Source organism: Pseudomonas sp. FBCC-B1565 (assembly GCF_059133265.1).
In genome coordinates this window covers 3,959,155-3,983,700 of sequence record NZ_CP101438.1, presented here as the reverse complement: position 1 = coordinate 3,983,700, position 24,546 = coordinate 3,959,155, and the positions used below count along the sequence as shown (strand labels likewise).

The following is a 24,546-nucleotide window of genomic DNA, read 5'->3' as shown; positions in this document are numbered from 1 at the left end:
CCCTCCGAGATTGAACCAACCCCGTCCCACCTTGTCCCCGCTTCCCATGTCACCCACCGCCCGCCAAATCCCTTAATTTTCCAAGCCTGCCGGAAGCCTCTCCAGGCCCCCGGCTGCGCCCGCGTTTTTTGACCGCGGTGCGCCCAGCAGACCCGATCCAAACGGCAGCTGAAAACGGACTTTCTTCTCAACCGTGACTTATCAGGCAGGTTACCCCCATGCAGTTCAGCGAATTATTGGCAGCGATTTCCACCCACGCGATCCGTCTGCAACTGGAAGAAGGCGACCTGATCATCCTTGGTGACGACGAGGCGCTGGACGATGCGCTGTGGGATCAACTGATCGCCCACAAGCCGCGCCTGCTGGAACTGGTCGCTGAACATGGCGGTGACTGGCTGAGCCCGGCCTACCGCATCACGCCGGACATGCTGCCGCTGGTCAGCCTCGACCAGGCGGCCATCGACCGTATCGTCGCCGCTATCCCCGGTGGCGCGGCGAATGTGCAGGACATCTACCCGCTGGCGCCGCTGCAGGAGGGCATGCTTTACCACCATCTGTCGGCGGAGCAGGGCGATCCCTACGTACTGCACGCGCAGTTCGAGTTCGACAGTCGTGCACGTTTGCAGGCGTTTGCCCAAGCCTTGCAGTGGGTGATAGATCGCCATGACATCCTGCGCACCTCGATGGTCTGGCAGCGTCTCGACGAGCCGCTGCAAGTGGTGTGGCGCAAGGCAACCCTGTCGTGCGAGGCCGTGGGCTTCGATGCGCGCACCGATCGCATGGACCTGGGCCAGGCACCGCTGCTGCGCCTGGTGTACACCGCAGATCCAGCGGACGGGCGCGTGGCGGCAACGTTGCTGTTTCACCACACCATCCTCGACCACACCGCCCTTGACGTGGTGCGCCACGAGATCCAGCTGTACCTGGCCGGCGAACAAGCCCAGGCCGGTGAGCCGGTGCCGTTTCGCAGCTATATCGCCCAGGTGCGCCATGGCGTCAGCGAGCAGGCCCATGAGGCGTTTTTCCGCGAGATGCTGGCGGATATCGACGAGCCGACGCTGCCGTTCGGCTTGCAGGATGTGCAGGGCGATGGCCTGGGCATCGACGAGGCGCGCATCCCCGTTGACAGCGCACTGAGCCGCCGCCTGCGCACCCTGGCCCGCCCGCTGGGCGTGAGCGTGGCGAGCATGATGCACCTGGCGCTGGCCCGCGTATTGGGCGTGGTCGCCGGGCGTGACGCGGTGGTGTTCGGCACCGTGATGCTCGGACGCATGGGCGCGGGCGAGGGCGGGGAACGAGCCCTGGGCATGTTCATCAACACCTTGCCCCTGCGCGTGGATGTGGGCGAGCAGGGCGTGCGGTCCGGGGTCAAGGCCACCCATGAGCGCCTCACCGCATTGCTCAATCACGAACACGCCTCCCTCGCGCTGGCCCAGCGCTGCAGTGGCGTGGCGGCGCCGACGCCGTTGTTCAGCGCCATGCTCAACTACCGCCATAGCGCCGCCACGGACATGGCCGAGGTGATCGAGGTGGCCGAGGGCATCCGCGTGCTCAGTGCCGAGGAGCGCACCAACTACCCGCTGACGGTCAACGTCGATGACCTGGGCGAGGATTTTGCGCTGACGGTGATGGTCGATGCCGCCATTGGCGCCGAACGGGTCGCCGCTTACCTGCATACCGCCCTGGACAGCCTGGCCGACGCCCTTGAGCAGCGACCGGATATGCCGCTCAGCGGCCTGAACATCCTGCCCGACGCCGAACGCCACACCCTGCTGCACGGCCTCAACCACAGCCCCACCCAATACGCCGATACCGCACTGATCCACCATCAAGTCGAAGCCCACGCCGCCGCCCAGCCTGACGCGATTGCCCTGCGCTTTGACAACCAGCGCGTTACCTACCGCCAGCTCAACGAACGTGCCAACCAGGTCGCCCATCGCCTGCTGGCCCAGGGCATTCGCCCGGATGATCGCGTGGCGATCTGCGTGGAGCGCGGCCCGGAGATGATCATCGGCCTACTGGGCACCCTCAAGGCCGGCGCCGGCTACGTGCCGATCGACCCGGCCTACCCGCTGGAACGCATCGCCTACACCCTGGCCGACAGCGCACCCTTGGCGGTATTGGTGCAAGCCAATACGTGCCATCTGGTCGGCGACCTGCCACAGATCGACCTCAATGGCTTGCGCGGCGAGTCCATCGTCAACCCACGCGTCGACCTCAGCCCGGCCCACCTGGCCTACGTGATCTACACCTCCGGCTCCACCGGCCAGCCCAAGGGCGTGATGATCGAACACCGCCAGGTTGCGCGCTTGTTCACCGCCACCGAACACTGGTTCGGCTTCAACCGCAACGACGTCTGGGCGTTGTTCCATTCCTTTGCCTTCGACTTCTCGGTATGGGAAATCTGGGGTGCGCTGATGCACGGCGGCCAGTTGCTGATCGTGCCGCAACTGGTCAGCCGCTCGCCGGACGAGTGCTACACGCTGCTCTGCGAAGCCGGTGTGAGCGTCCTCAACCAGACGCCCAGCGCCTTCCGCCAATTGATCGCTGCGCAAGGCCAGAACCCCCAGTCCCATTCCCTGCGCCAGGTGATCTTCGGCGGCGAAGCGCTGGAACCGGGCCTGCTCAAGCCGTGGTACGCCCGGGCGATCAACGCCGGCACGCAACTGGTGAACATGTACGGCATCACCGAAACCACCGTTCACGTGACCTATCGCGCCCTGGAAGCGGCGGATGCGCAGTTGGTCGGCGTCAGCCCAATTGGCGTACGCATTCCCGACTTGCAGTTGTATGTGCTCGATGCACGCCGCGAGCCGTTGCCGCTGGGGGTAGTGGGCGAGTTGTACGTGGGCGGCGCCGGGGTGGCGCGGGGTTACCTCAACCGTGAAGCGCTGACCGCCGAGCGCTTCCTGGTCGACCCGGCCAGCGGCCAGCGCCTGTACAAGACCGGCGACCTCGGCCGCCTGCTGGCCGACGGCAGCGTCGAATACCTGGGCCGCAACGATGACCAGGTGAAGATCCGTGGTTTCCGTATCGAACTGGGTGAGATCGAAGCGCACCTGGCCAGCGCCGAGGGCGTGCGTGACGCGGTAGTCATCGCCCGTGAAGACCAGCTGGGCGACAAGCGCCTCGTGGCCTACGTGATAGCCGAAGGCGAATTGCGTGCCGCCGACCTGCGCGACCACCTGTTGCTGAGCCTGGCCGACTACATGGTACCCAGTGCCTTTGTGCTGCTGGATAAATTCCCGCTCACCACCAACGGCAAACTCGACCGCAAGGCCCTGCCGGCGCCGGATGCCGATGCCCTGGCGCGCCGCGGTTACCAGGCGCCCCAAGGCGCGGTGGAAACGGCCATCGCGGCGATCTGGCAAGACCTGCTCACGCTTGACCGGGTGGGGCGTGACGACAACTTCTTCGAACTCGGAGGCCACTCGCTGTTGGCGGTCAAGCTGATCGAGCGCATGCGCCAGGTCGATCTCAGCGCCGATGTGCGCGTGCTGTTCGGCCAGCCGACGCTGGCGGCACTGGCCGCTGCGGTGGGGGGGCAGCACGAGGTGCAGGTGCCGGCCAACCGGATTACCGCCGCCACCCGGCACATCACCCCGGACATGCTGCCCCTGGTGGAGTTGGACCAGGCTGGCCTCGACCACATTATCCAGAGCGTGCCCGGCGGCGTCAGCAATGTGCAAGATATCTACGGCCTGGCGCCGTTGCAGGCCGGTATCCTGTATCACCACCTGGCTACCACCGAAGGCGATCCCTACGTGTTGCAGGTGCAGTTCAGCTTCGACGACCACACGGCGGTGGACGCGTTTGTCCAGGCGCTGCACAGCGTGATCGAGCGCAATGACATCCTGCGCACCGCGATCCTCTGGGAAGGCCTCGACGAGCCGGTGCAGGTGGTGTTGCGCCAGGCGGCGCTGGCCGTCGAGCGCATCGACGAACCGTTGGCGCAGTTGCAGCAACGCTTCGACCCGCGTCACTTCCGCCTGGACTTGAGCCGTGCGTCGCTGATGCGCTTTGTCTACGCCGAAGAGCAGGGCCGCTTTGTCGGCATCCTGCTGTTGCACCATATCCTGCTCGACCACACCGCGCTGCAAGTGCTGGTGGAAGAAATGAGCGCCAGCCTGGCCGGCAACAGCGCGCAACTGCCCGCCGCCGTGCAGTACCGCAACTACGTGGCCCAGGCGCGGTTGGGCGTCAGCCAGGCGCAGCACGAAGCGTTCTTCAGCGAGATGCTTGGCGACATCGACGAGCCGACCCTGGCCTTCGGCCTGCAGGACGTGAATGGCGATGGCAGCGGTATCATCGAGGCCCATTTGCCCTTGGAGCCGGCACTGAGCCTGGGCCTGCGCGAACAGGCGCGACAACTGGGCGTGAGCAGCGCGAGCCTGGTGCACCTGGCCTGGGCGCAGGTGCTGGGGCAGGTGTCCGGCCAACAGTCGGTGGTGTTCGGTACGGTATTGCTGGGGCGCATGCAGGGTGGCGAAGGTGCCGACCGGGCGCTGGGCATGTTCATCAATACCTTGCCGTTGCGGGTCAGCCTCGGTGCCGTGGGTGTGCAAGCCGGCGTGCGCGCCACCCATGCGCGCCTGGCGCAGTTGCTCGGGCATGAACATGCGTCGTTGTCCCTGGCCCAGCGCTGCAGTGGCGTGCCGGGTTCGCTGCCGCTGTTCAGCACCTTGCTCAACTATCGCCACAGCGCACCGGGGGAGGCGCCGGGAGACAACCCGTTCGCGGCCTCCGGCATTCAGATCCTCAGTTCCGAAGAACGCAGCAACTACCCGCTGGTGCTCAACGTCGATGACCTGGGCACAGGCTTTGCCTTGACGGTACAAGGCGTGGCAAGCCTGGATGTGCAGCGCGTGGGGGACTACATGCTCACCGCGCTGCGCCATCTGGTGACGGCGTTGCAACAGGCGCCGACCACGCCGTTGCAGGCGGTGTCGATCCTGCCGGCCGCCGAGCGTCGCCAGGTACTGGTGGACTTCAACGCCACCGCCCGTGAGTATCCGGCGCACCTTACCGTGCACCAGTTGTTCGAAGCCCAGGCGCTGGCCCGGCCGGAAGCGGTCGCGGCAGTGCAGGGCGCGTTGTCCCTGAGTTACCGTGACCTCAACCGCCGCGCCAACCGCCTGGCCCATCACTTGCTCAACCAGGGTGTGCAACCCGGCGAGAGCGTGGCGATTGCACTGCCGCGTTCGCTCGACCTGCTGATCTGCCAGTTGGCGATCCTCAAGTGCGGCGCGGTGTATGTGCCACTGGACATCAACGCGCCGGTCGAACGCCAGGCATTCATCGTGCAGGACAGTGGCGCACACCGGGTGCTGACGACCCTGGCCGACCTGAACCTGGACGCGCTGTCGCCGCGCAACCCGGAACTGCCGCAGGCTGCCGAAAGCGTCGCCTACATCCTCTACACCTCCGGCTCCACCGGCGCGCCGAAAGGCGTGCAAGTGCCGCACCGCGCTATCTCGCGCCTGGTGCTGAATAACGGTTATGCCGATTTCAATGCGCGCGACCGCGTGGCGTTCGCCTCCAACCCGGCATTCGACGCCAGCACCCTCGAGGTGTGGGCACCCCTGCTCAATGGCGGCTGCGTGGTGGTGGTCGAGCATGCGGTGCTGTTGTCCCAGGCGGCGTTCGCTGCGTTGTTGCACGAGCAAGCCGTCAACGTGCTGTGGATGACCGCCGGGCTGTTCCACCAGTACGCCGACGCGCTGCTGCCGGTGTTCGCGCAGTTGCGCTACCTGATCGTCGGTGGCGATGTCCTCGACCCCCAGGTGATCGGCCGGGTGCTCAGGCACGGCAAGCCCCAGCACCTGCTCAATGGCTACGGGCCCACCGAAGCCACTACGTTTTCCACCACCCATGAAATCACCCGGGTCGGCGAGGGCGGCATCCCCATCGGGCGGCCGATCGCCAATGCCCAGGCCTATGTGCTGGACCCACGCCAGCAACCGCTGCCGTTGGGTGTGGTCGGCGAGCTGTACATCGGCGGTGCGGGCGTGGCCACGGGGTATTTGAACCAACCGCAGCTCACCGCCGAGAAATTTATCCCGAACCCTTTCGGTGAGGGCCTGCTGTACCGCACCGGTGACCTGGCCTGCTGGCAGGCTGACGGCACTTTGCTGTACCAGGGGCGTAATGACCTGCAGGTGAAGATCCGTGGTTTCCGTATCGAACCCGGCGAAATCGAAACCTGCCTGGCCAGTTTTTCCGGCGTGAAGGACGTAGTGGTGCTGGCCCGCGAAGACCAGCCCGGCGACAAACGCCTTGTGGCCTACTACACGGCCGGTGCGGCGCTGGAGATCGAAGCCCTGCGCGCGCACCTGCAAGGCCGGTTGCCGGACTACATGGTGCCCTCGGCCTATGTGTGGCTGGAGCTGTTGCCGCTGACCGCCAATGGCAAGCTCGACCGCAAGGGCCTGCCGGTGCCGGACCAGAGTGCGCTGCTCAGCCGTGGTTTCGAGGCGCCGGAAGGCGAAGTGGAGACCCAGCTGGCGCAGATCTGGCAGGACGTGCTCAAGCTGGAGCGGGTCGGTCGTCATGATCATTTCTTCGAACTCGGCGGGCATTCGCTGCTGGCGGTCAGCCTGATCGAACGCATGCGCCAGGTCGGTCTGAGCTGTGACGTGCGCGTGTTGTTCAGCCAGCCAAGCCTGGCGGCGCTGGCGGCTGCCGTGGGCAGTGGCCGGGAAATCGTGGTGCCGGCCAATGGCATTCCACAGGGGTGTACCCGGATCACGCCGGCGATGCTGACGCTGGTGCAACTCGACCCCTCGGCCATCGAACGTATCGTGGCGAACGTGCCCGGCGGAGCGGCGAATGTGCAGGACATCTACCCGCTGGCGCCGTTGCAGGAAGGCATTCTCTACCACCACATCAGCGCCGAGCAGGGCGATCCGTACCTGCTGCAATCGCGCATGGCCTTCGACAGCCTCGAACGTTTGCACGGCTTCATGCAGGCCCTGCAACAGGTGGTGGCCCGTCACGACATCCTGCGCACCGGCGTGGTCTGGGAAGGCCTGGACAGCCCGGTGCAAGTGGTGTGGCGCAAGGCGCAGTTGAGCGTGCAAGCGGTCGACCTGGACCCGGCCGACGGCGACATCATCGAGCAGTTGCACGCACGCTTCGATGCCCGTCACTACCGCCTGGACATCACCCAGGCGCCGTTGCTGCGCATGGTGTATGCCCAGGACCCGGAGCATCACCGGGTGGCGGCGATCCTGTTGTTCCATCACCTGGCGCTGGATCACACCGCCATGGAGGTGGTGGGCCAGGAAATGCGCGCGTTCATGTTCAACCAGGCGCAGGACCTGCCCGAGGCGGCGCCATTTCGCAACTACGTGGCCCAGGCGCGCCTGGGTGTCAGCGTGGAGGAGCACGAGGCGTTCTTCCGCGACATGCTCGCCGATGTGGATGAGCCGACCTTGCCGTTTGGTGTACAGGACGTGCAGGGCGATGGGCGCGATATCGAGGAAGCTGAACAGGCTGTGGATGCCGCGCTGGCCCAACGGGTACGCGAACAGGCGCGGCAACTGGGCGTCAGCGCCGCGAGCCTGATGCACCTGGCCTGGGCACAGGTGCTGGGGCTGGTGTCCGGGCGTGACGACGTGGTGTTCGGCACCGTGTTGATGGGGCGCATGCAGGCCGGTGACGGTGCGGACCGTGCGTTGGGCATGTTCATCAACACCTTGCCCTTGCGCGTGGACGTGGCCGCCACTGCCGCCGCTGCGGTCAAGGCCACCCACGGGCGCTTGAGCGCCTTGCTCGGCCATGAACACGCGTCCCTGGCGCTGGCCCAGCGTTGCAGCGGCGTGGCAGGTGCATCGCCGCTGTTCAGCGCCTTGCTCAACTACCGTCACAGCAGCCCCGGTGAAATGGCCCGCGACGGCCACGGCATCTGGGAAGGCGTGCAACTGCTCGGCGGCGAAGAGCGTAGCAACTACCCGCTGACCTTGAGCGTGGATGACCTGGGTGAAGGCTTTGCCCTCACGGTACTGGCGCTGCCGCAGATCGGCGCCCAGCGCTTGTGCGGCTATATGCATAACGCCGTAGAACAATTGGTGGTCTGCCTGGAAAACGCACCGACGACCGTGCTCAACCAACTGCCGATCCTGCCGGCGGCGGAGCGCGAAACCCTGCTGCGCGATTTCAACGCCACCGCCGAGGATTTCCCGCACGGGCAGACCGTCCACGCTGCCTTCGAAGTGCAGGCCGAACGCCAACCCCAGGCCGTCGCGGTGGTGCAGGACGGTGAGGCGTTGACCTACGAACAGCTCAACCGGCGCGCCAACCAACTGGCTCATCACCTGTTGGCACTCGGTGTACAGCCCGACGACCGCGTCGCGCTCTGCTGCCGTCGCGGCCCGCAGATGCTGGTGGGTTTGCTGGGTATCCTCAAGGCCGGTGCCGGTTACGTGCCGATTGACCCGGCCTATCCCGCCGAGCGCATCGCCTATTTGCTCCAGGACAGCGCGCCGGTGGCGGTGCTGGCCGAAGCCACTACCCGCGACCTGTTGGGCAGCATCGCCACGCTGGACCTGCACGACCCAGGCCTGCAGCAGTATCCCGTCAGCAACCCACGGCTCAACGCCTTGACCCCGGCGCACCTGGCCTACGTCATTTACACCTCCGGCTCCACCGGCCAGCCCAAAGGCGTGATGGTGGAACACCGCAGCGTGGAAAACCTGGTGCACTGGCACTGCGAAGCCTTTGGCCTGGATGCGACGAGCCATACCAGCAGCGTGGCCGGTTTCGGTTTTGATGCCATGGCCTGGGAGGTCTGGCCGGCGCTGTGCGTGGGCGCGACCTTGCACCTGCCGCCGGCCGATCTGGGCAATGAAAACATCGACGAACTGCTGGCCTGGTGGCTGGCGCAACCGCTGGACGTCAGCTTCCTGCCGACGCCGGTGGCCGAGTACGCGTTCAGCCAGCAGCTGCAACACCCGACCCTGCGCATCCTGCTGATCGGTGGTGATCGCCTGCGCCAGTTCACCCACGAACGGCGCTTTGCGGTGATCAACAACTACGGCCCCACCGAAGCCACGGTGGTCGCCACCTCCGGCCGTGTACGCGCCGGGCAGGTGCTGCATATCGGGCGACCCGTCGCCAACGGCCGTGTCTACCTGCTGGACGCGCACTTGCGTGCGGTGCCGGTGGGCGTAGCGGGCGAGTTGTACGTGGGCGGCAGCGGCGTGGCTCGCGGTTACCTGAACCGCCCGGACCTGACCGCCGAACGTTTCCTGCAAGACCCGTTCAACACCGGGCGCATGTACCGCACCGGCGACCTGGCGCGCTGGTTGCCCGATGGCGCTATCGAGTACCTGGGCCGTAACGATGACCAGGTCAAAGTGCGCGGCGTGCGGGTTGAACTGGGCGAGATCGAAAACTGCCTAGCGGCCGTGGAAGGCGTCGGCGAAGCGGTGGTGCTGGAGCGTGACGGCCGCTTGATTGCCTGGTTCACCGCACAGCAACCACTGGACATCGAAACCCTGCGCACGCACCTGCAAGCCCAATTGCCCGAGGCCCTGGTGCCGGTCGCCTATGTGCAGGTGCAGGCATTGCCCCTGACCGCCAACGGCAAGCTGGACCGCAAGGCCCTGCCGCAGCCGGATCAAGCGGCGCTGCTGACCCGCGAATACGCAGCGCCCCAAGGCGAGGTGGAAACCACCCTGGCGCGCCTCTGGTCCGAGGTGCTGCAGGTTGAACAGGTGGGGCGCCATGACCACTTCTTCGAACTCGGCGGCCACTCGTTGCTGGCCGTCAGCCTGATCGAGCGCATGCGCCAGGTCGGCCTGAGTGCCGATGTGCGCGTGCTGTTCAGCCAGCCGACCCTGGCCGCCCTGGCCGCCGCCGTGGGCAGTGGCCGCGAAGTGCAGGTGCCGGCCAATCGCATTACTGCCGATTGCCGGCGCATCACCCCGGACCTGCTGACATTGGTGCAACTCGACCAGGCGACGATTGATCACGTGGTCGCCCAAGTGCCCGGCGGCGCCGCCAACGTGCAGGACATCTACCCGCTGGCGCCGTTGCAGGAAGGCATTCTGTACCACCACATCACGGCCGGGCAGGGCGACCCGTACCTGCTGCAATCTCACCTGGCGTTCGACAACCTTGAGCGGCTGAATGCCTTTGCCCAGGCGTTGCAGCAGGTGATCGACCGTCACGATATCCTGCGCACCGCCGTGGTCTGGGAGGGCCTGGCGCAACCGCTGCAAGTGGTGTGGCGCAAGGCCGAGTTGGCGGTGCAGGCGGATGTGCTTGAGCACCTGCACCAGCGCTTCGACCCGCGTCAGTACTGTGTGCCGATGAACCAGGCGCCGCTGGTGCGCCTGGTGTATGCGCCGGACCCGGCGCATCAGCGGGTGGTCGCGATCCTGTTGTTCCACCACATTGCCCTCGACCACACGGCGCTCGACGGCGTACGCCACGAGATGCAGGCCAGCCTGCTCGGGCTGCCGCAGCCGAGCGGTGCGGCCACGCCGTACCGCAACTACGTGGCCCAGGCCCGCCTGGGCGTCAGCGAAGCGGAGCATGAGCAGTTCTTCCGCGGGATGCTCGGTGATATCAGCGAGCCGACGTTGCCGTTTGGCTTGCAGGATGTGCGCGGCGACGGCAACGCCATTGAAGAGCTGCAACTGAACCTGGACCCGTCGCTCAACCAGCGCCTGCGTACCCAGGCCCGCTTGCAGGGGGTGAGTGCCGCGAGCCTGTTCCACCTGGCCTGGGCGCGGGTACTGGCCAGCACGTCCGGCCAGGAACACGTGGTGTTCGGCACCGTGCTGCTGGGCCGCATGCAAGGCGGCCAAGGCAGTGACCGTGCCCTGGGCATGTTCATCAATACCTTGCCGTTGCGTGTCGACATCGATGGGCGCGGCGTACGCGCTGCGGTCAAGCAGACCCATGCACAACTGACCGCGCTGCTCGGCCATGAACACGCGTCCCTGGCCCTTGCCCAGCGTTGCAGCGGGGTTGCCGCGCCGCAGCCGTTGTTCAGTGCGATGCTCAACTACCGCCACAGCGACAGCCGGCTGGCGCCGGTGTCCCAGGCCTGGGAAGGCATCCAGACCCTGGCCAGCGAGGAACGCACCAACTACCCGTTGACGTTGAACGTGGACGATCAGGGCGACGGTTTCCGCCTCACCGCGATGACCGCGCAGTCGATTGGCGCGCAACGCATCTGCGGTTACCTGCAGGTGACCTTGCAGGGCCTGGTCGACGCGCTGGAGCAGGCACCGCAGTGGGCGGTCAACCGCCTGCCGGTGCTGGAGGCCCAGGAGCGTCAGCAACTGCTGGCCGGTTTCAATGCTACCGAAGTGGCTTACGACCTGGAGCAGACCCTGCACGGCCTGTTCGAAGCGCAGGTGACGCGGACGCCGGACGCCATCGCCGTCAAGGCCGATGACCGCGTATTGACCTATGCCGAGCTGAATGCACGGGCCAATCAACTGGCCCACTACCTGCTGGAATTGGGCGTGCAGCCGGATTCGCGGGTGGCGATCTGCGTGGAGCGCGGCCTGGACATGGTCATCGGCCTGTACGCGATGCTCAAGGCCGGCGCCGCCTATGTGCCGCTGGACCCGGCATACCCGCTGGAGCGCATCGCCTACATGCTCGAAGACAGCGCGCCGGTGGCGGTGCTGGCCCAGGGCGCGACGCGGGCATTGCTGGGGGACGTGCCGGTGGTCGATCTGGACCAGCCGACCTGGCAGCAACAACCCACCAACAATCCACAGGTCGCGGCACATGGCGCCTACGTGATCTACACCTCCGGCTCCACCGGGCAACCCAAGGGCGTGATCAACGACCACCCCGGCGTGGTCAACCGCCTGCTGTGGATGCAGGACGCCTATGGCCTCAAGGCCCATGACCGGGTGCTGCAAAAAACACCGTTCAGCTTCGACGTGTCGGTGTGGGAATTTTTCTGGCCGCTGTTCACCGGCGCCTGCCTGGTGATGGCGCGCCCGGGCGGTCACAAAGACCCGGCCTATCTGTGCGAAGTCATCGCGAAAGAACAGATCACCACGCTGCACTTTGTGCCGTCGATGCTCGACGTGTTCCTGGCCCATGGTGATGTAAGCCAGGCCGCCGGACTGGTCCGTGTGATGTGCAGCGGCGAAGCCTTGCCCGGCAGCCTGGTGCGGCGCTTCAAGCAGCAGTTGCCGGACATCGGCCTGTACAACCTGTACGGCCCGACCGAAGCAGCGGTGGACGTGACCGCATGGAACTGCGCACGGCCGGACGTCCCGGACAACACACCCATCGGCAAACCCATCGCCAACACCCGCCTGTACGTGCTCGATGCACAGATGCAGCCCGTGCCATTGGGCGTGGTCGGCGAGCTGTACATCGGCGGCGTGCAAGTGGCGCGGGGTTACCTGAACCGGCCGGAGCTGACCGCCGAGCGCTTCCTCAAGGACCCGTTCACCGGTGGCCGCCTGTATCGCACCGGGGACCTGGGGCGTTACCTGGCCGACGGAAACATCGAATACCTCGGGCGCAACGATGACCAGGTGAAGATCCGTGGCCTGCGCATCGAACTGGGCGAAATCCAGGCGCGCCTGCTGGAACATCCCCAGGTCAGCGAAGCCGCGGTGGTGGCCCGTGAAGAGCGGCTCGTCGCCTACTACACCGGCGCTCGCTCAGCCGACCTGCGCGAGCATCTGTTGCAGCACCTGCCGGAGTTCATGGTGCCTGCGCTGTTCGTGCACCTGGACGCGTTGCCGTTGAGCCCCAACGGCAAGCTGGACCGCAAGGCACTGCCGGCGCCAGACGCCGATGCCTTGACCCTGCGCGACTACGAAGCCCCGGTGGGCGACACCGAAATCCTTCTGGCGCAACTCTGGGCCGAACTGCTCAACGTGGAGCGGGTAGGGCGCCAGGACAATTTCTTTGAACTGGGCGGGCATTCGCTGCTCGCCGTGAGCTTGATCGGGCGCTTGCGCCAGGAAGGCATGGAAGCCGATGTGCGTGGGTTGTTCGAACAGCCGACCCTGGCCGGCTACGCCGCAATGACTGAACGAATGGAGATCGTCCTGTGAGCATTCTCGAACTGCTGGCGACGCTGAAAACCAAGGATGTGCAACTCGCGCTCAAGGGCGAGCAATTGTCGGTACAAGGCAACAAGCAAGCGCTGAGCGACCCGTTGATCCTCGCCGCCCTGCGCGAACATAAACCGGCGCTGATCGAGCTGATCAAGGCTGGTGACTACTCGGCGGCCAACGAGGTGCCGGCCAATGGCATCCCGGCTGGCGCCACACAGATCACCCCGGCGATGTTGACCCTGTCCGAGCTGAGCCAGGACGAGATCGACCGGATCGTCGCCACCGTCGACGGCGGGGTGGCGAATATCCAGGACATCTACCCATTGGCGCCGCTGCAGGAAGGCATTCTCTTCCACCACGTCAGCACCGAGCAGGGCGACCCCTATGTGATGCAGTCGCAGTTCGCCTTCGACTCTATCGAGCGTTTCGAGGCGTTTGCCCAGGCCCTGCAAGGGGTGATGGACCGGCATGACATCCTGCGCACCGGCGTGGTCTGGGACGGCTTGCAGCAACCCTCGCAAGTGGTGTGGCGCACGGCAACGCTGCCGGTGCAGGCGCTGGAGCTGGACCCGGCCGACGGCGATATCGCCGGCCAGTTGCATGCGCGTTTCGACGCCCGCCATTACCGCCTCGACGTGACCCAGGCGCCCATGCTGCGCCTGGCCTGGGCCAAGGACCCGGCACAGCAGCGCATCGTCGCCATGCTGCTGTTCCATCACATGGCCCTGGACCACAGCGCCCTGGAAGTGGTGCGCCATGAAATGCAGGCGTTGCTGCAAGGCCACGCCGGGCAATTGGGGCACGCCGTGCCGTTTCGCAGCTACGTGGCGCAGGCGCGCCTGGGGGTCAGCGAGCAACAGCACGAGGCGTTCTTCCAGCAGATGCTCGGCGATGTGCTGGAGCCGACCTTGCCCTTCGGCCTGCAGGATGTGCAGGGCGATGGCCGTGGCATCAATGAACTCGACTGGCCGCTGACAGACACACTCAACCAGCGCCTGCGCGCTCAGGCCCGCGTGCTTGGGGTCAGCGTCGCCAGCCTGTTTCACCTGGGTTGGGCGCGGGTGCTGAGTGTGCTGGCCGGCAAGTCCCAGGTGGTGTTCGGCACCGTGCTGATGGGGCGCATGCAGGGCGGGCATGCTACGGACCGCGCCTTGGGCATATTCATCAACACCTTGCCGTTTCGCGTGGACGTGGGCGACGACGACCTGCGCAGTGCGGTCAAGGCCACCCATGCGCGCCTCACCGGGCTGTTGCGTCACGAACACGCGCCGCTGGCCCTGGCACAGCGTTGCAGCGGGGTGCTGGCGCCGACGCCATTGTTCAGCGCGCTGCTCAATTATCGCCACAGCGGCACCGGCACCAGCAGCGAGGCGGTGGCGGCGTGGCAGGGCATCGAGACCTTGCGTTCGGATGAGCGCACCAACTACCCGCTGACCTTGAGCGTCGATGACCTCGGCGAAGGGTTTGTCCTGCGGCTGTTGGCGACTACCCAGGTCGATCCGCAGCGTGTCTGCGCCTACCTGCAAACCGCCCTCGACCATCTGGTGACGGCTCTGGAGGAGGCGCCGCATACCGCGCTGAATCAGCTGGCAGTGGTTCCCGCCGACGAACAGCGCTTGCTGTTGCAGCACTTCAACGCCACCCAGGCGGATTTCCCCCAAGGCGACACGCTGCACGCGCGCGTCGAAGCCCAGGCGGCGCTCAGTCCCGACGCCACTGCCGCCGTGCATCAGGGCCGCCAGCTGACGTATGCCGAACTCAACCAGCAAGCCAACCTGCTGGCCCATCACCTGCTGGCGCTGGGGGTCCAGCCCGACGACCGCGTCGCCATCGTTGCCCGTCGCGGCCTCGACACCCTGGCCGGGCTGCTGGCGATCCTCAAGGCCGGCGCCTGCTATGTGCCGGTGGACCCGTCCCACCCGGCCGAGCGCCTCAACTACCTGCTCAGCGACAGCGCGCCGGTGGCAGTGTTGACCCAGCAGGCGCTGTTGGAGCGCCTGCCGGCCCTCGAAGTGCCGGTGATCAACCTCGACCGCTACACCTGGCAGCACCATTCGGCGAGCAATCCCAAGGTGGCGGTCACGCCGTCCAACCTGGCCTATGTGATCTACACCTCCGGCTCCACCGGGCTGCCCAAGGGCGTGATGGTCGAGCACCACACCGTGACCAACCTGGTGGACTGGCATTGCGGCGCCTTTGACCTGTGCGCCGGGCGCCATACGGCGAGTGTCGCCGGCTTTGGCTTTGACGCGATGGCCTGGGAAGTCTGGCCGGCGCTGTGCGTGGGCGCGACCCTGCACCTGCCACCGGCCCATGACGGCGCCGAGGATGTCGACGCACTGCTGGCCTGGTGGTGCGCGCAGCCGTTGGATGTGAGCTTCCTGCCCACGCCGGTGGCCGAGTACGCGTTCAGCCAGCAGCTCGAACACCCGACGCTGCGCACGCTGCTGATCGGTGGCGATCGCCTGCGCCAGTTCGGCCGTGCCCAGCGTTTTGAGCTGATCAACAACTACGGCCCCACCGAGGCCACTGTGGTCGCCACCTCCGGCAAGGTCGAGGCGGGCCAGCCGTTGCACATCGGCAAACCCATCGCCAACGCCACCGCGTACCTGCTGGATGAGCAACAGCAGCCGGTGCCGCTGGGCGTGACGGGGGAGTTGTACGTGGGCGGCAAAGGCGTGGCGCGCGGTTACCTGAACCGCCCGGAGCTGACCGCCGAGCGTTTCCTGCACGACCCGTTCAACCCCGGGCGCATGTACCGCACCGGCGACCTCGCACGCTGGCTGCCGGACGGCAACATCGAGTACCTGGGGCGCAATGACGACCAGGTGAAGATCCGTGGCATGCGCATCGAGCTGGGCGAAATCGAAACCCAGCTCAATCATCTGGCGGGCATCCAGGAAGCCGTGGTGCTGGTGCGTGACGAGCGCTTGGTTGCGTATTTCACCGAACAGCGCCAACTCGACCCGCTGGCGGTGGGCGATATCCGCGCCCACCTGGTGGCGCACCTGCCGGACTACATGGTGCCGGTCGCCTACGTGAAGCTGGACACGTTGCCCCTGACCGCCAATGGCAAGCTCGACCGCAAGGCCTTGCCGGCGCCGGACATGGCGGCGCTGTTTACCCGCGAGTACGTGGCGCCGGAAGGCGAGATCGAGAACGTGCTGGCGCAGATCTGGGCCGATGTGCTGCAGGTGCAGCGCGTGGGGCGGCGTGATCACTTCTTCGAACTGGGTGGGCATTCGTTGCTGGCGATGCGCATGGTCTCGCAGGTCCGTCAGCGCCTGGGTGTCGAGTTGCTGCTGGGCGACTTGTTTGCCAATGCCGAGTTGGCAGCGGTGGCTGAGGTGTTGGCTCAGTCAGGTCGCAGCACCTTGCCGGCTATTCTCCCGGCCAATCGCGATGAACCCACGCCGTTGTCCTTCGCCCAGCAACGCCTGTGGTTCCTGGCGCTGATGGAAGGCGCCAACACCGCCTACAACATTCCCATCGGCCTGCGCCTGCGTGGGCAGTTGCATGTGCAAGCGCTGCAACGGGCGTTGGCGCGCATCGTCGCGCGCCACGAAACCCTGCGCAGTCGCTTTGCCCAGCACGGTGACGAGGCCCAGGTGGTGATCGTGCCCGCCGAAGACGTGCTGCCCCTGCAAGTGCAGGACCTGCGCCGCCACCCGCAGCCGCAGCAGGCGCTGGACGCGCTGATCCATGGCGAGGCCTCGGCACCGTTCGACCTGGAGCGCGGCCCGCTGCTGCGTGGGCGCCTGGTGGTGATGGCCGGCGATCACCATGTGCTGTTGCTGACCCTGCACCATATCGTTTCCGATGGCTGGTCCATGGGCGTGCTCACCCGTGAACTGATGGCGCTGTACCAGGCCTTCAGCCACGGCCAGCCCGACCCCTTGCCGGCGTTGCCGATCCAGTACGGCGACTTCGCCGTGTGGCAGCGCCTGTGGCTCAGCGGCGAAGTGCTGCAGCGCCAGAGCACCTTTTGGCAACAGGCCCTGGCCGGTGCGCCGGCCTTGCTCACGCTGCCCACCGACCGCCCGCGCCCGGCGCAGCAGGACTACGCCGGCAGCAGCGTCGCGGTGCGCCTGGACGAACGCCTCACTGCCGGGCTCAAGGCCTTGAGCCAACGCCACGGCACCACGCTGTACATGACCTTGATGAGCGCCTGGGCCTCACTGCTGGCGCGGCTCTCCGGGCAGCACGATGTGGTGATCGGCTCGCCGGTGGCCAACCGCACGCGCAGTGAAGTGGAAGGGCTGATCGGCCTGTTCGTCAACACCCTGGCGGTGCGTATCGACACCTCCGGCGAGCTGAGCACCGAAGCGCTATTGGCGCGGGTCAAGGCCCAGGCCCTGGAAGCCCAGGCCCATCAGGACCTGCCGTTCGAACAAGTGGTGGAGATCACCCGGCCACCGCGCAGTCTGGCCCACAGCCCGCTGTTCCAGACCCTGCTGACCTGGCAGGACAGCAGCGCACCGACCCTGGCCCTGGGCGACCTGGCCTTGGAGGGCATCGTCGAGGACAGCCACTTTGCCAAGTTCGACCTGTCCCTGGACTTGTCGGAAGTGCAGGGCACCATCATCGGTGCGCTGGAATACGCGGTGGCGCTGTTCGACGCATCGACGGTGCAGCGTTACGTCGGCTACTTCACCCGCGTGTTGCAGGCCATGGTGGACAACGACCAGGCCGTGCTGGAACAGGTGCCGCTGGTGGATGAGCGCGAGCGCCAGCACCTGCTGTTTGATTTCAACGCCACCGAAGTGGCTTATGACCTTGAGCAGACTTTGCATGGCCTGTTCGAAGCACAGGTGACGTGGACGCCGGACGCCATCGCCGTCAAGGCCGATGACCGCGTATTGACCTATGCCGAGCTGAATGCGCGGTCCAATCAACTGGCCCACTACCTGCTGGAATTGGGCGTGCAGCCGGATTCGCGGGTGGCGATCTGCGTGGAGCGCGGCCTGGACATGGTCATCGGCCTGTACGCGATCCTCAAGGCCGGCGCCGCCTATGTGCCGCTGGACCCGGCATACCCGCTGGAGCGCATCGCCTACATGCTCGAAGACAGCGCGCCGGTGGCGGTGCTGGCCCAGGGCGCGACGCGGGCATTGCTGGGGGACGTGCCGGTGGTCGATCTGGACCAGCCGACCTGGCAACAGCAACCTGTCGACAACCCTCACGTGCCAGCCGTCAGTGCCTACGTGATCTACACCTCTGGCTCCACCGGCCAGCCCAAGGGTGTGATCAACGACCACCCCGGCGTGGTCAACCGCCTGCTGTGGATGCAGGACGCCTACGGTCTCAAGGCCCACGACAGGGTGTTGCAGAAAACCCCGTTCAGCTTCGACGTGTCGGTGTGGGAATTTTTCTGGCCGCTGTTCACCGGCGCCTGCCTGGTGATGGCGCGCCCAGGCGGTCACAAAGACCCGGCGTACCTGTGCGAGGTGATTGCCGCCGAGCAGATCACCACGCTGCACTTCGTGCCGTCGATGCTCGACGTGTTCCTGGCCCATGGCGATGTGAGCCAGGCAGCTGGACTGGTGCGCGTGATGTGCAGCGGCGAGGCTTTGCCCGGCAGCCTGGTGCGGCGCTTCAAGCAGCAATTGCCAGGCAGCCAATTGCATAACCTGTATGGCCCGACCGAAGCCGCTGTGGATGTGACCGCATGGAACTGCGCCGGGCCGGTGACGCCGGACAACACACCGATCGGCAAACCGATCGCCAACACCCGCCTGTACGTGCTCGACGCACAGATGCAGCCCGTGCCATTGGGCGTGGTCGGCGAGCTGTTCATCGGTGGCGTGCAAGTAGCGCGCGGTTACTTGAACCGCCCGGAACTGACCGCCGAACGCTTCCTCAAGGACCCGTTCACCGATGGCCGCCTGTATCGCACTGGCGACGTAGGCCGCTACCTGGTGGACGGCACTATCGAGTACCTGGGGCGCAACGACGACCAGGTGAAGATCCGTGGCCTGCGCATCGAGCTGGGGGAAATCCAGGCGCGCCTCACCGACTACCCGCAGGTCAATGAAGCCGCGGTGATCGCCCGTGACAATCGCCTGATTGCCTACTACACCGGGGCGTTCAGCGAGATCGATGCCTTGCGCACGCACCTGTTGCAGCACCTGCCGGAGTTCATGGTGCCGGCGATCTTCGTGCATCTGGAGACGCTGCCCCTGAGCCCCAACGGCAAGCTCGACCGTAAGGCACTGCCCGCGCCGGGCCTGGACTCGGTGGTGGTGCGCGAGTACGAAGCGCCCCAGGGCGACACGGAAATCGCCCTGGCCTGCCTGTGGGCCGAGTTGCTCAACGTGGAGCGCGTGGGCCGTCACGACAACTTCTTCGAGCTGGGTGGCCACTCGTTGCTCGCCGTGAGCCTGATGGGGCGCATGCGCCGCCTCGGGTTGTCGGCGGATGTGAAGGTATTGTTCGGCCAGCCGACCTTGTCGGCGTTAGCCGCCGCGTTGGGCGGCGGGCGCGAAGTGGCGGTGCCGGTCAATGGCATTGCTGCCGATTGCACCGCGATCACCCCGGGCATGTTGCCGTTGATCCAGCTGGAACAGCCGGCCATCGAGCGTATCGTCGCCTGCATCCCGGGCGGCGCGGCGAATGTGCAGGACATCTACCCGTTGGCGCCGTTGCAGGCCGGCATGCTCTATCAGCATCGCGCCGCGCAGGGCGGCGACGACTATGTGTTGCGGGCGCAGTTTGCGTTCGACAGCGCCCAGCGCCTGGAGGCATTTGCCCTGGCCTTGCAGGCGGTGATCCAGCGCCACGACAGCCTGCGTTCGTCGTTCCACTGGGACGGCCTGGAAGAACCGGTGCAGGTGGTGTGGCGCGAGGCCGCGCTGCGGGTCGAACGTGGGCCGATGCCGGAGCGGCTCGACCTGTCCCAGGCGCCGCTGATGCGCTTGGTGGTGAGTGAAGACAGTGCCACCTTGCTGTTCCACCACCTGGTGATGGACCACATCGCCCTGGAGATTTTGCAGCACGAAATGCAGGCGTTTCTCTCGGGCACGCAACACAGCCTGGGCGTGCCGGTGCCGTATCGCAACTATGTGGCCCAGACCCGCTTGGGGGTGGACGATCATGAGGCGTTCTTCCGCGAGATGCTGGGCGAGATCGACGAGCCGACCCGCTTGGAAAACCTCGGCGGCAATGAGCAGGTTCACTGCGCCCTTGACCTGGAGCTGAGCCAACGCCTGCGCACCCAGGCCCGGCAATCCGGCGTGAGCGCGGCCAGCCTGATGCACCTGGCCTGGGCGCACGTGCTGGGCAAGGTCTCGGGCCGTGAGCAGGTGGTGTTCGGCAGCGTGATGCTCGGTCGGCTGCAAGGCGGCGAAGGGGCCGAGCGGGCCATGGGCGTGTTCATCAACACGCTGCCGCTGCGGGTTGACCTGGGTCGGCACAGCGTGCGCGACGCGTTGCGTGCCACCCACGCACGCCTCACTCAACTGCTCAGCCACGAGCAGGCGCCGTTGGCCTTGGCCCAGCGCTGCAGCGGCGTGCCGGTGACGACGCCGCTGTTCGATACGCTGTTCAACTACCGCCACAGTGCGCCGCAGGTGGCGAGCGAGGCCTGGCAGGGCATCCGGTTGCTCAAGGCCGAGGAACACAGCAACTATGGCCTGTCGGTGAGCGTGGATGACCTGGGTGCGGGTTTCTCCTTCAAAGCCGTGGGGCAGGGCGCCCGCCGCGTGTGCGACTACCTGCGCATCGCCGTGGAGCAGGTGGTGCAGGCGTTGGAACAGGGCGGTACGACGGCCATCGGCCACGTGCCGATCCTGCCTGCCGCCGAACGCCAGCAATTGCTCGACCTGAACGCCACCACCCGCGCATTCCCGCGTGAGCATACGGTGCAACGTTTGTTCGAAGCCCAGGCCCATGCGCGTCCCGCAGCCATGGCGGCGCTGCATGGCGAGCAATCACTCAGTTATGGCGAGCTGAACAGCCGCGCCAATCGGCTGGCCCATCATCTGCTGGGCCTTGGGGTGCGTCCCGGCGATCACGTGGCAATCCTGCTGCCGCGCTCGCTAAACTTGCTGGTCAGCCAGCTGGCCGTGCTCAAGTGCGCCGCCGCTTACGTGCCGCTGGATATCAACGCTCCGACCGAGCGCCAGGCGTTCATGGTGCAGGACAGCAGCGCGGCCTGGTTGTTGACCGGCAGCGACGTTGCCGTCGACTACCCCGTGCAGCGCCTGGACCTCGACACCCTGGCCCTCGACCCGCAGCCGAGCCATAACCCGGATCTGTCGCAGTCGTCGGACAGCGTGGCGTACATCATGTACACCTCCGGCTCCACCGGCACGCCCAAAGGCGTGTTGGTGCCCCATCGCGGCATCACGCGCCTGGTACTGAACAACGGCTATGCCGACTTCAATGCCAGCGACCGCGTCGCCTTCGCCTCCAACCCGGCGTTTGATGCCAGCACCATGGACGTGTGGGGCCCGTTGCTCAATGGCGGCCAGGTGCAGGTGATCGACCATGCCACCTTGCTCGACCCGGCCGCCTTCGGCGTGGCCTTGGCGGACGCGACGGTGCTGTTTGTCACCACCGCGTTGTTCAACCAGTACGTGCAGTTGATTCCCCAGGCCCTGGCGGGCTTGCGCATCCTGCTGTGCGGCGGCGAGCGGGCCGACCCGGCGGCGTTCCGCAGCCTGTTGGCGCAGGCACCGGCATTGCGCCTGGTGCATTGCTACGGGCCGACCGAAACCACCACCTACGCCACCACCTACGAAGTGCGGTCGCTGGCCGAGACGGCCGACAGCGTGCCCATTGGCCTACCGATCGCCAACACGCAGGTGCATGTGCTGGACACGCAGTTGCAGCCGGTGCCTGTGGGCGTGACCGGTGAAATCTGCATTGGCGGCGACGGGGTGGCCAAGGGGTACCTGAACCGTGCTGAATTGACCGCCGAAAAGTTTGTGCAGGACCCGTTTATCCCAGGCGCCTTGATGTACCGCACCGGCGACCTCGGTCGCTGGACGGCGGAGGGCCTGCTGGAATGCATCGGGCGCAATGACGACCAGGTGAAGATCCGTGGTTTCCGTATCGAACTGGGTGAGATCGAAGCGCGCCTGGCCGGTTTCGCCGGTATCCAGGAAGTGGTGGTGCTGGCCCGTGAAGACGCACCGGGTGACAAGCGCCTGGTGGCGTATTTCACCTGGGCCGATGAGCCCCTCGGCATCGACAGCGTGCGGGCCTACCTGCAAGGCCAGTTGCCGGACTACATGCTGCCGTCGGCCTTCGTGCCGTTGGAGCACCTGCCATTGACCGCCAACGGCAAGGTCGACCGCAAAGCCTTGCCGGTGCCCGCGCTGGAAGCCTTGCACCGCCGCGAGTTTGAAGCGCCGGTGGATGCTCTGGAACAGACCCTGGCAGCGCTGTGGGCCGAGGTGCTGAAGCTGGAACAGGTTGGGCGCCACGACAGCTTCTTTGAATTGGGTGGGCACTCACTGCTGGCGATCCGCCTGGTCACCCTGGTGGAAGACGCTGGGTTGCACCTGTCCCTGGCCGAGCTGTTCCAGCACGCCAGCGTGGCCTCTGTCGCTGCGTTGTTGCGCCAGCGTACCGCCGCGCCAGTGGGCGACACGTCGGTGATCACGGTGCGCGGCAGGGGAGCGCAGGCGCCGTTGTTCCTGGTGCACGAGTTCAGTGGCATGGACGTGTACTTCCCGGCGCTGGGCCAGCACCTGCCGGGTGACTACCCGATCTACGGCCTGCCGGGCGTGGCCCTGGGCGAACCGCACCTGAACACTATGGAAGGCTTGGCGGCGCGGTTGGTCGGCTTGATTCGCGGCCTTCAACCCCATGGACCTTATCGGCTGGCCGGCTGGTCGTTTGGCGGCGTGCTGGCCTATGAAGTGGCGATGCAACTGCTGGGGCTGGATGAGGCCGTGGAGTTCCTCGGCCTGATCGACAGCTACGTGCCGCGCATGACCGACCAGGGCAAGGCGCGCTGGAGCGGGCCGGACGCGCTCAAGCGGCATTTGCTGTTGCAGTGCACGGCGTATTGGAAAGCACAGGGAGGTGCGGATGAACTGGCGAGCCTTGAACACTTGGAGGCAGACGTTGGACAGCTGGACTTTGCGCGCCTGCTGCAACGTTGTCGCGATGAAGGTGTGCTGCACGCGCAAATGGCGGCGGCGACGGACGCGGAGCTCTTGAACTATATCCAGCGCGAAGTCGGCCACGGGCATGCGTTGGCGCATTACAGCCTGTTCCCGTTGCCGGTTCCGGTGTACCTGTTCAGCGCGGGTGAGCGCCCGACCGAGTTGTCGCGGCGCAGTGAGTCGCTGGGTTGGCAAGAGGTATTGGCGCCGGGGCAATTGCGCCAGGTACAGGTGCCGGGGGACCACCAGAGCATGATGCAGGCGCCGCATATCCAGGCGCTCGGGCGAGCGATGAGCGAGGTGCTAAGGGCCTGTTCGCCGGTGGTGCAGGCGCCGCATCAACCCATGTTGCGTATTCAGAGCGGCCGGGCGGGGTATGCGCCGGTGTTCTGTGTGCCGGGTGCGGGAGACAGCGTCACCGGCTTTGTCGGCTTGGGCGAGGCCCTGGGGCGTGACTGGCCGCTGTTTGGCTTGCAGCCGCGTGGGCTGGACGGTGAGGCGGTGCCCCATAGCCAGGTGGAAGCGGCGGCGGCGTGTTACTTGATGGCCTTGGAACAGGAGTGTGCGCAGGGGCCGGTGCATCTGGTCGGGCATTCGTTTGGTGGCTGGGTCGCGCTGGAGATGGCGTTGCGATTGCAAGCGGCCGGGCGCGAAGTGGCGTCGTTGACGGTGATCGACAGTGAGGCGCCTGGTGGGGCCGCTAAGGTGTACACCACGACGGCGGCGTTGCTGCGCTTGATCGAGGCGATGCAGTTGTCGGCCGGCAGGTCGCTGGGGATTGATCCGGGGGATTTTGCCGCGAGTGATGAGGTGGCGCAGCGGCGGCGGTTACATGCCGGCATGGTTGGTGTCGGGTTGTTGCCGGGGCGTTCTGCGGTGGGTGCGATGGAGGGGCCGGCGCGCACTTATGCGGCGGCGTTGCGTACAGAGTATCGGCCGGGTGCGCGGTTCAAGGGCGTGGTGCGGTTGGTGTTGGCGGAGGATCCGGCGCTGGATGCGGCGGGGAATCAGCGGGAGCAAGGGTTGATGGTCGAGGGGTGGCGGCGGCAGGGGAGTGGGTTGCAGGTTTGGTATGGCGGGGGGAATCACTTTACGTTGCTCAAGGCGCCCAATGTGGTTGGGTTGGCGCGTTGGTGGGTAGATGGGGTGGTGGTTGGGGAGGTGGTTTCTTGAGTGGATTGTCGGTGTACATATCCGTCGCGTCGGTAACGGCTAGCCCGGCGGCCTCAGGGCCGACCGGTATTGTGTTTGTCGTTCGCGGCTCGAGTGTGGGAGGGGGCTTGCCCCCGATGACGGTGTGTCAGTTGATGCATCTGTGGCTGTCCCACTGCAATCGGGGGCAAGCCCCCTCCCACAGTTTTATCTCCATACATCAGGTAGAT

General features: G+C 66.2%; 2 protein-coding genes. Both read left to right on the top strand.

The genetic code is table 11. The features are described 5' to 3' along the window. Positions 1 to 218 precede the first annotated feature (218 nt). A complete protein-coding gene (locus NL123_RS18485) occupies positions 219 to 13,046 on the top strand; it encodes an amino acid adenylation domain-containing protein (RefSeq protein ID WP_494356019.1) in 12,828 nt (4,275 codons plus the stop codon). Beyond that, on the top strand, positions 13,043 to 24,337 hold the full coding sequence (locus NL123_RS18480; protein WP_494356018.1) for an amino acid adenylation domain-containing protein: 11,295 nt from the start codon (positions 13,043 to 13,045) through the stop codon (positions 24,335 to 24,337). The genes NL123_RS18485 and NL123_RS18480 overlap by 4 nt, the downstream gene beginning before the upstream one ends. Positions 24,338 to 24,546 lie beyond the last annotated feature (209 nt).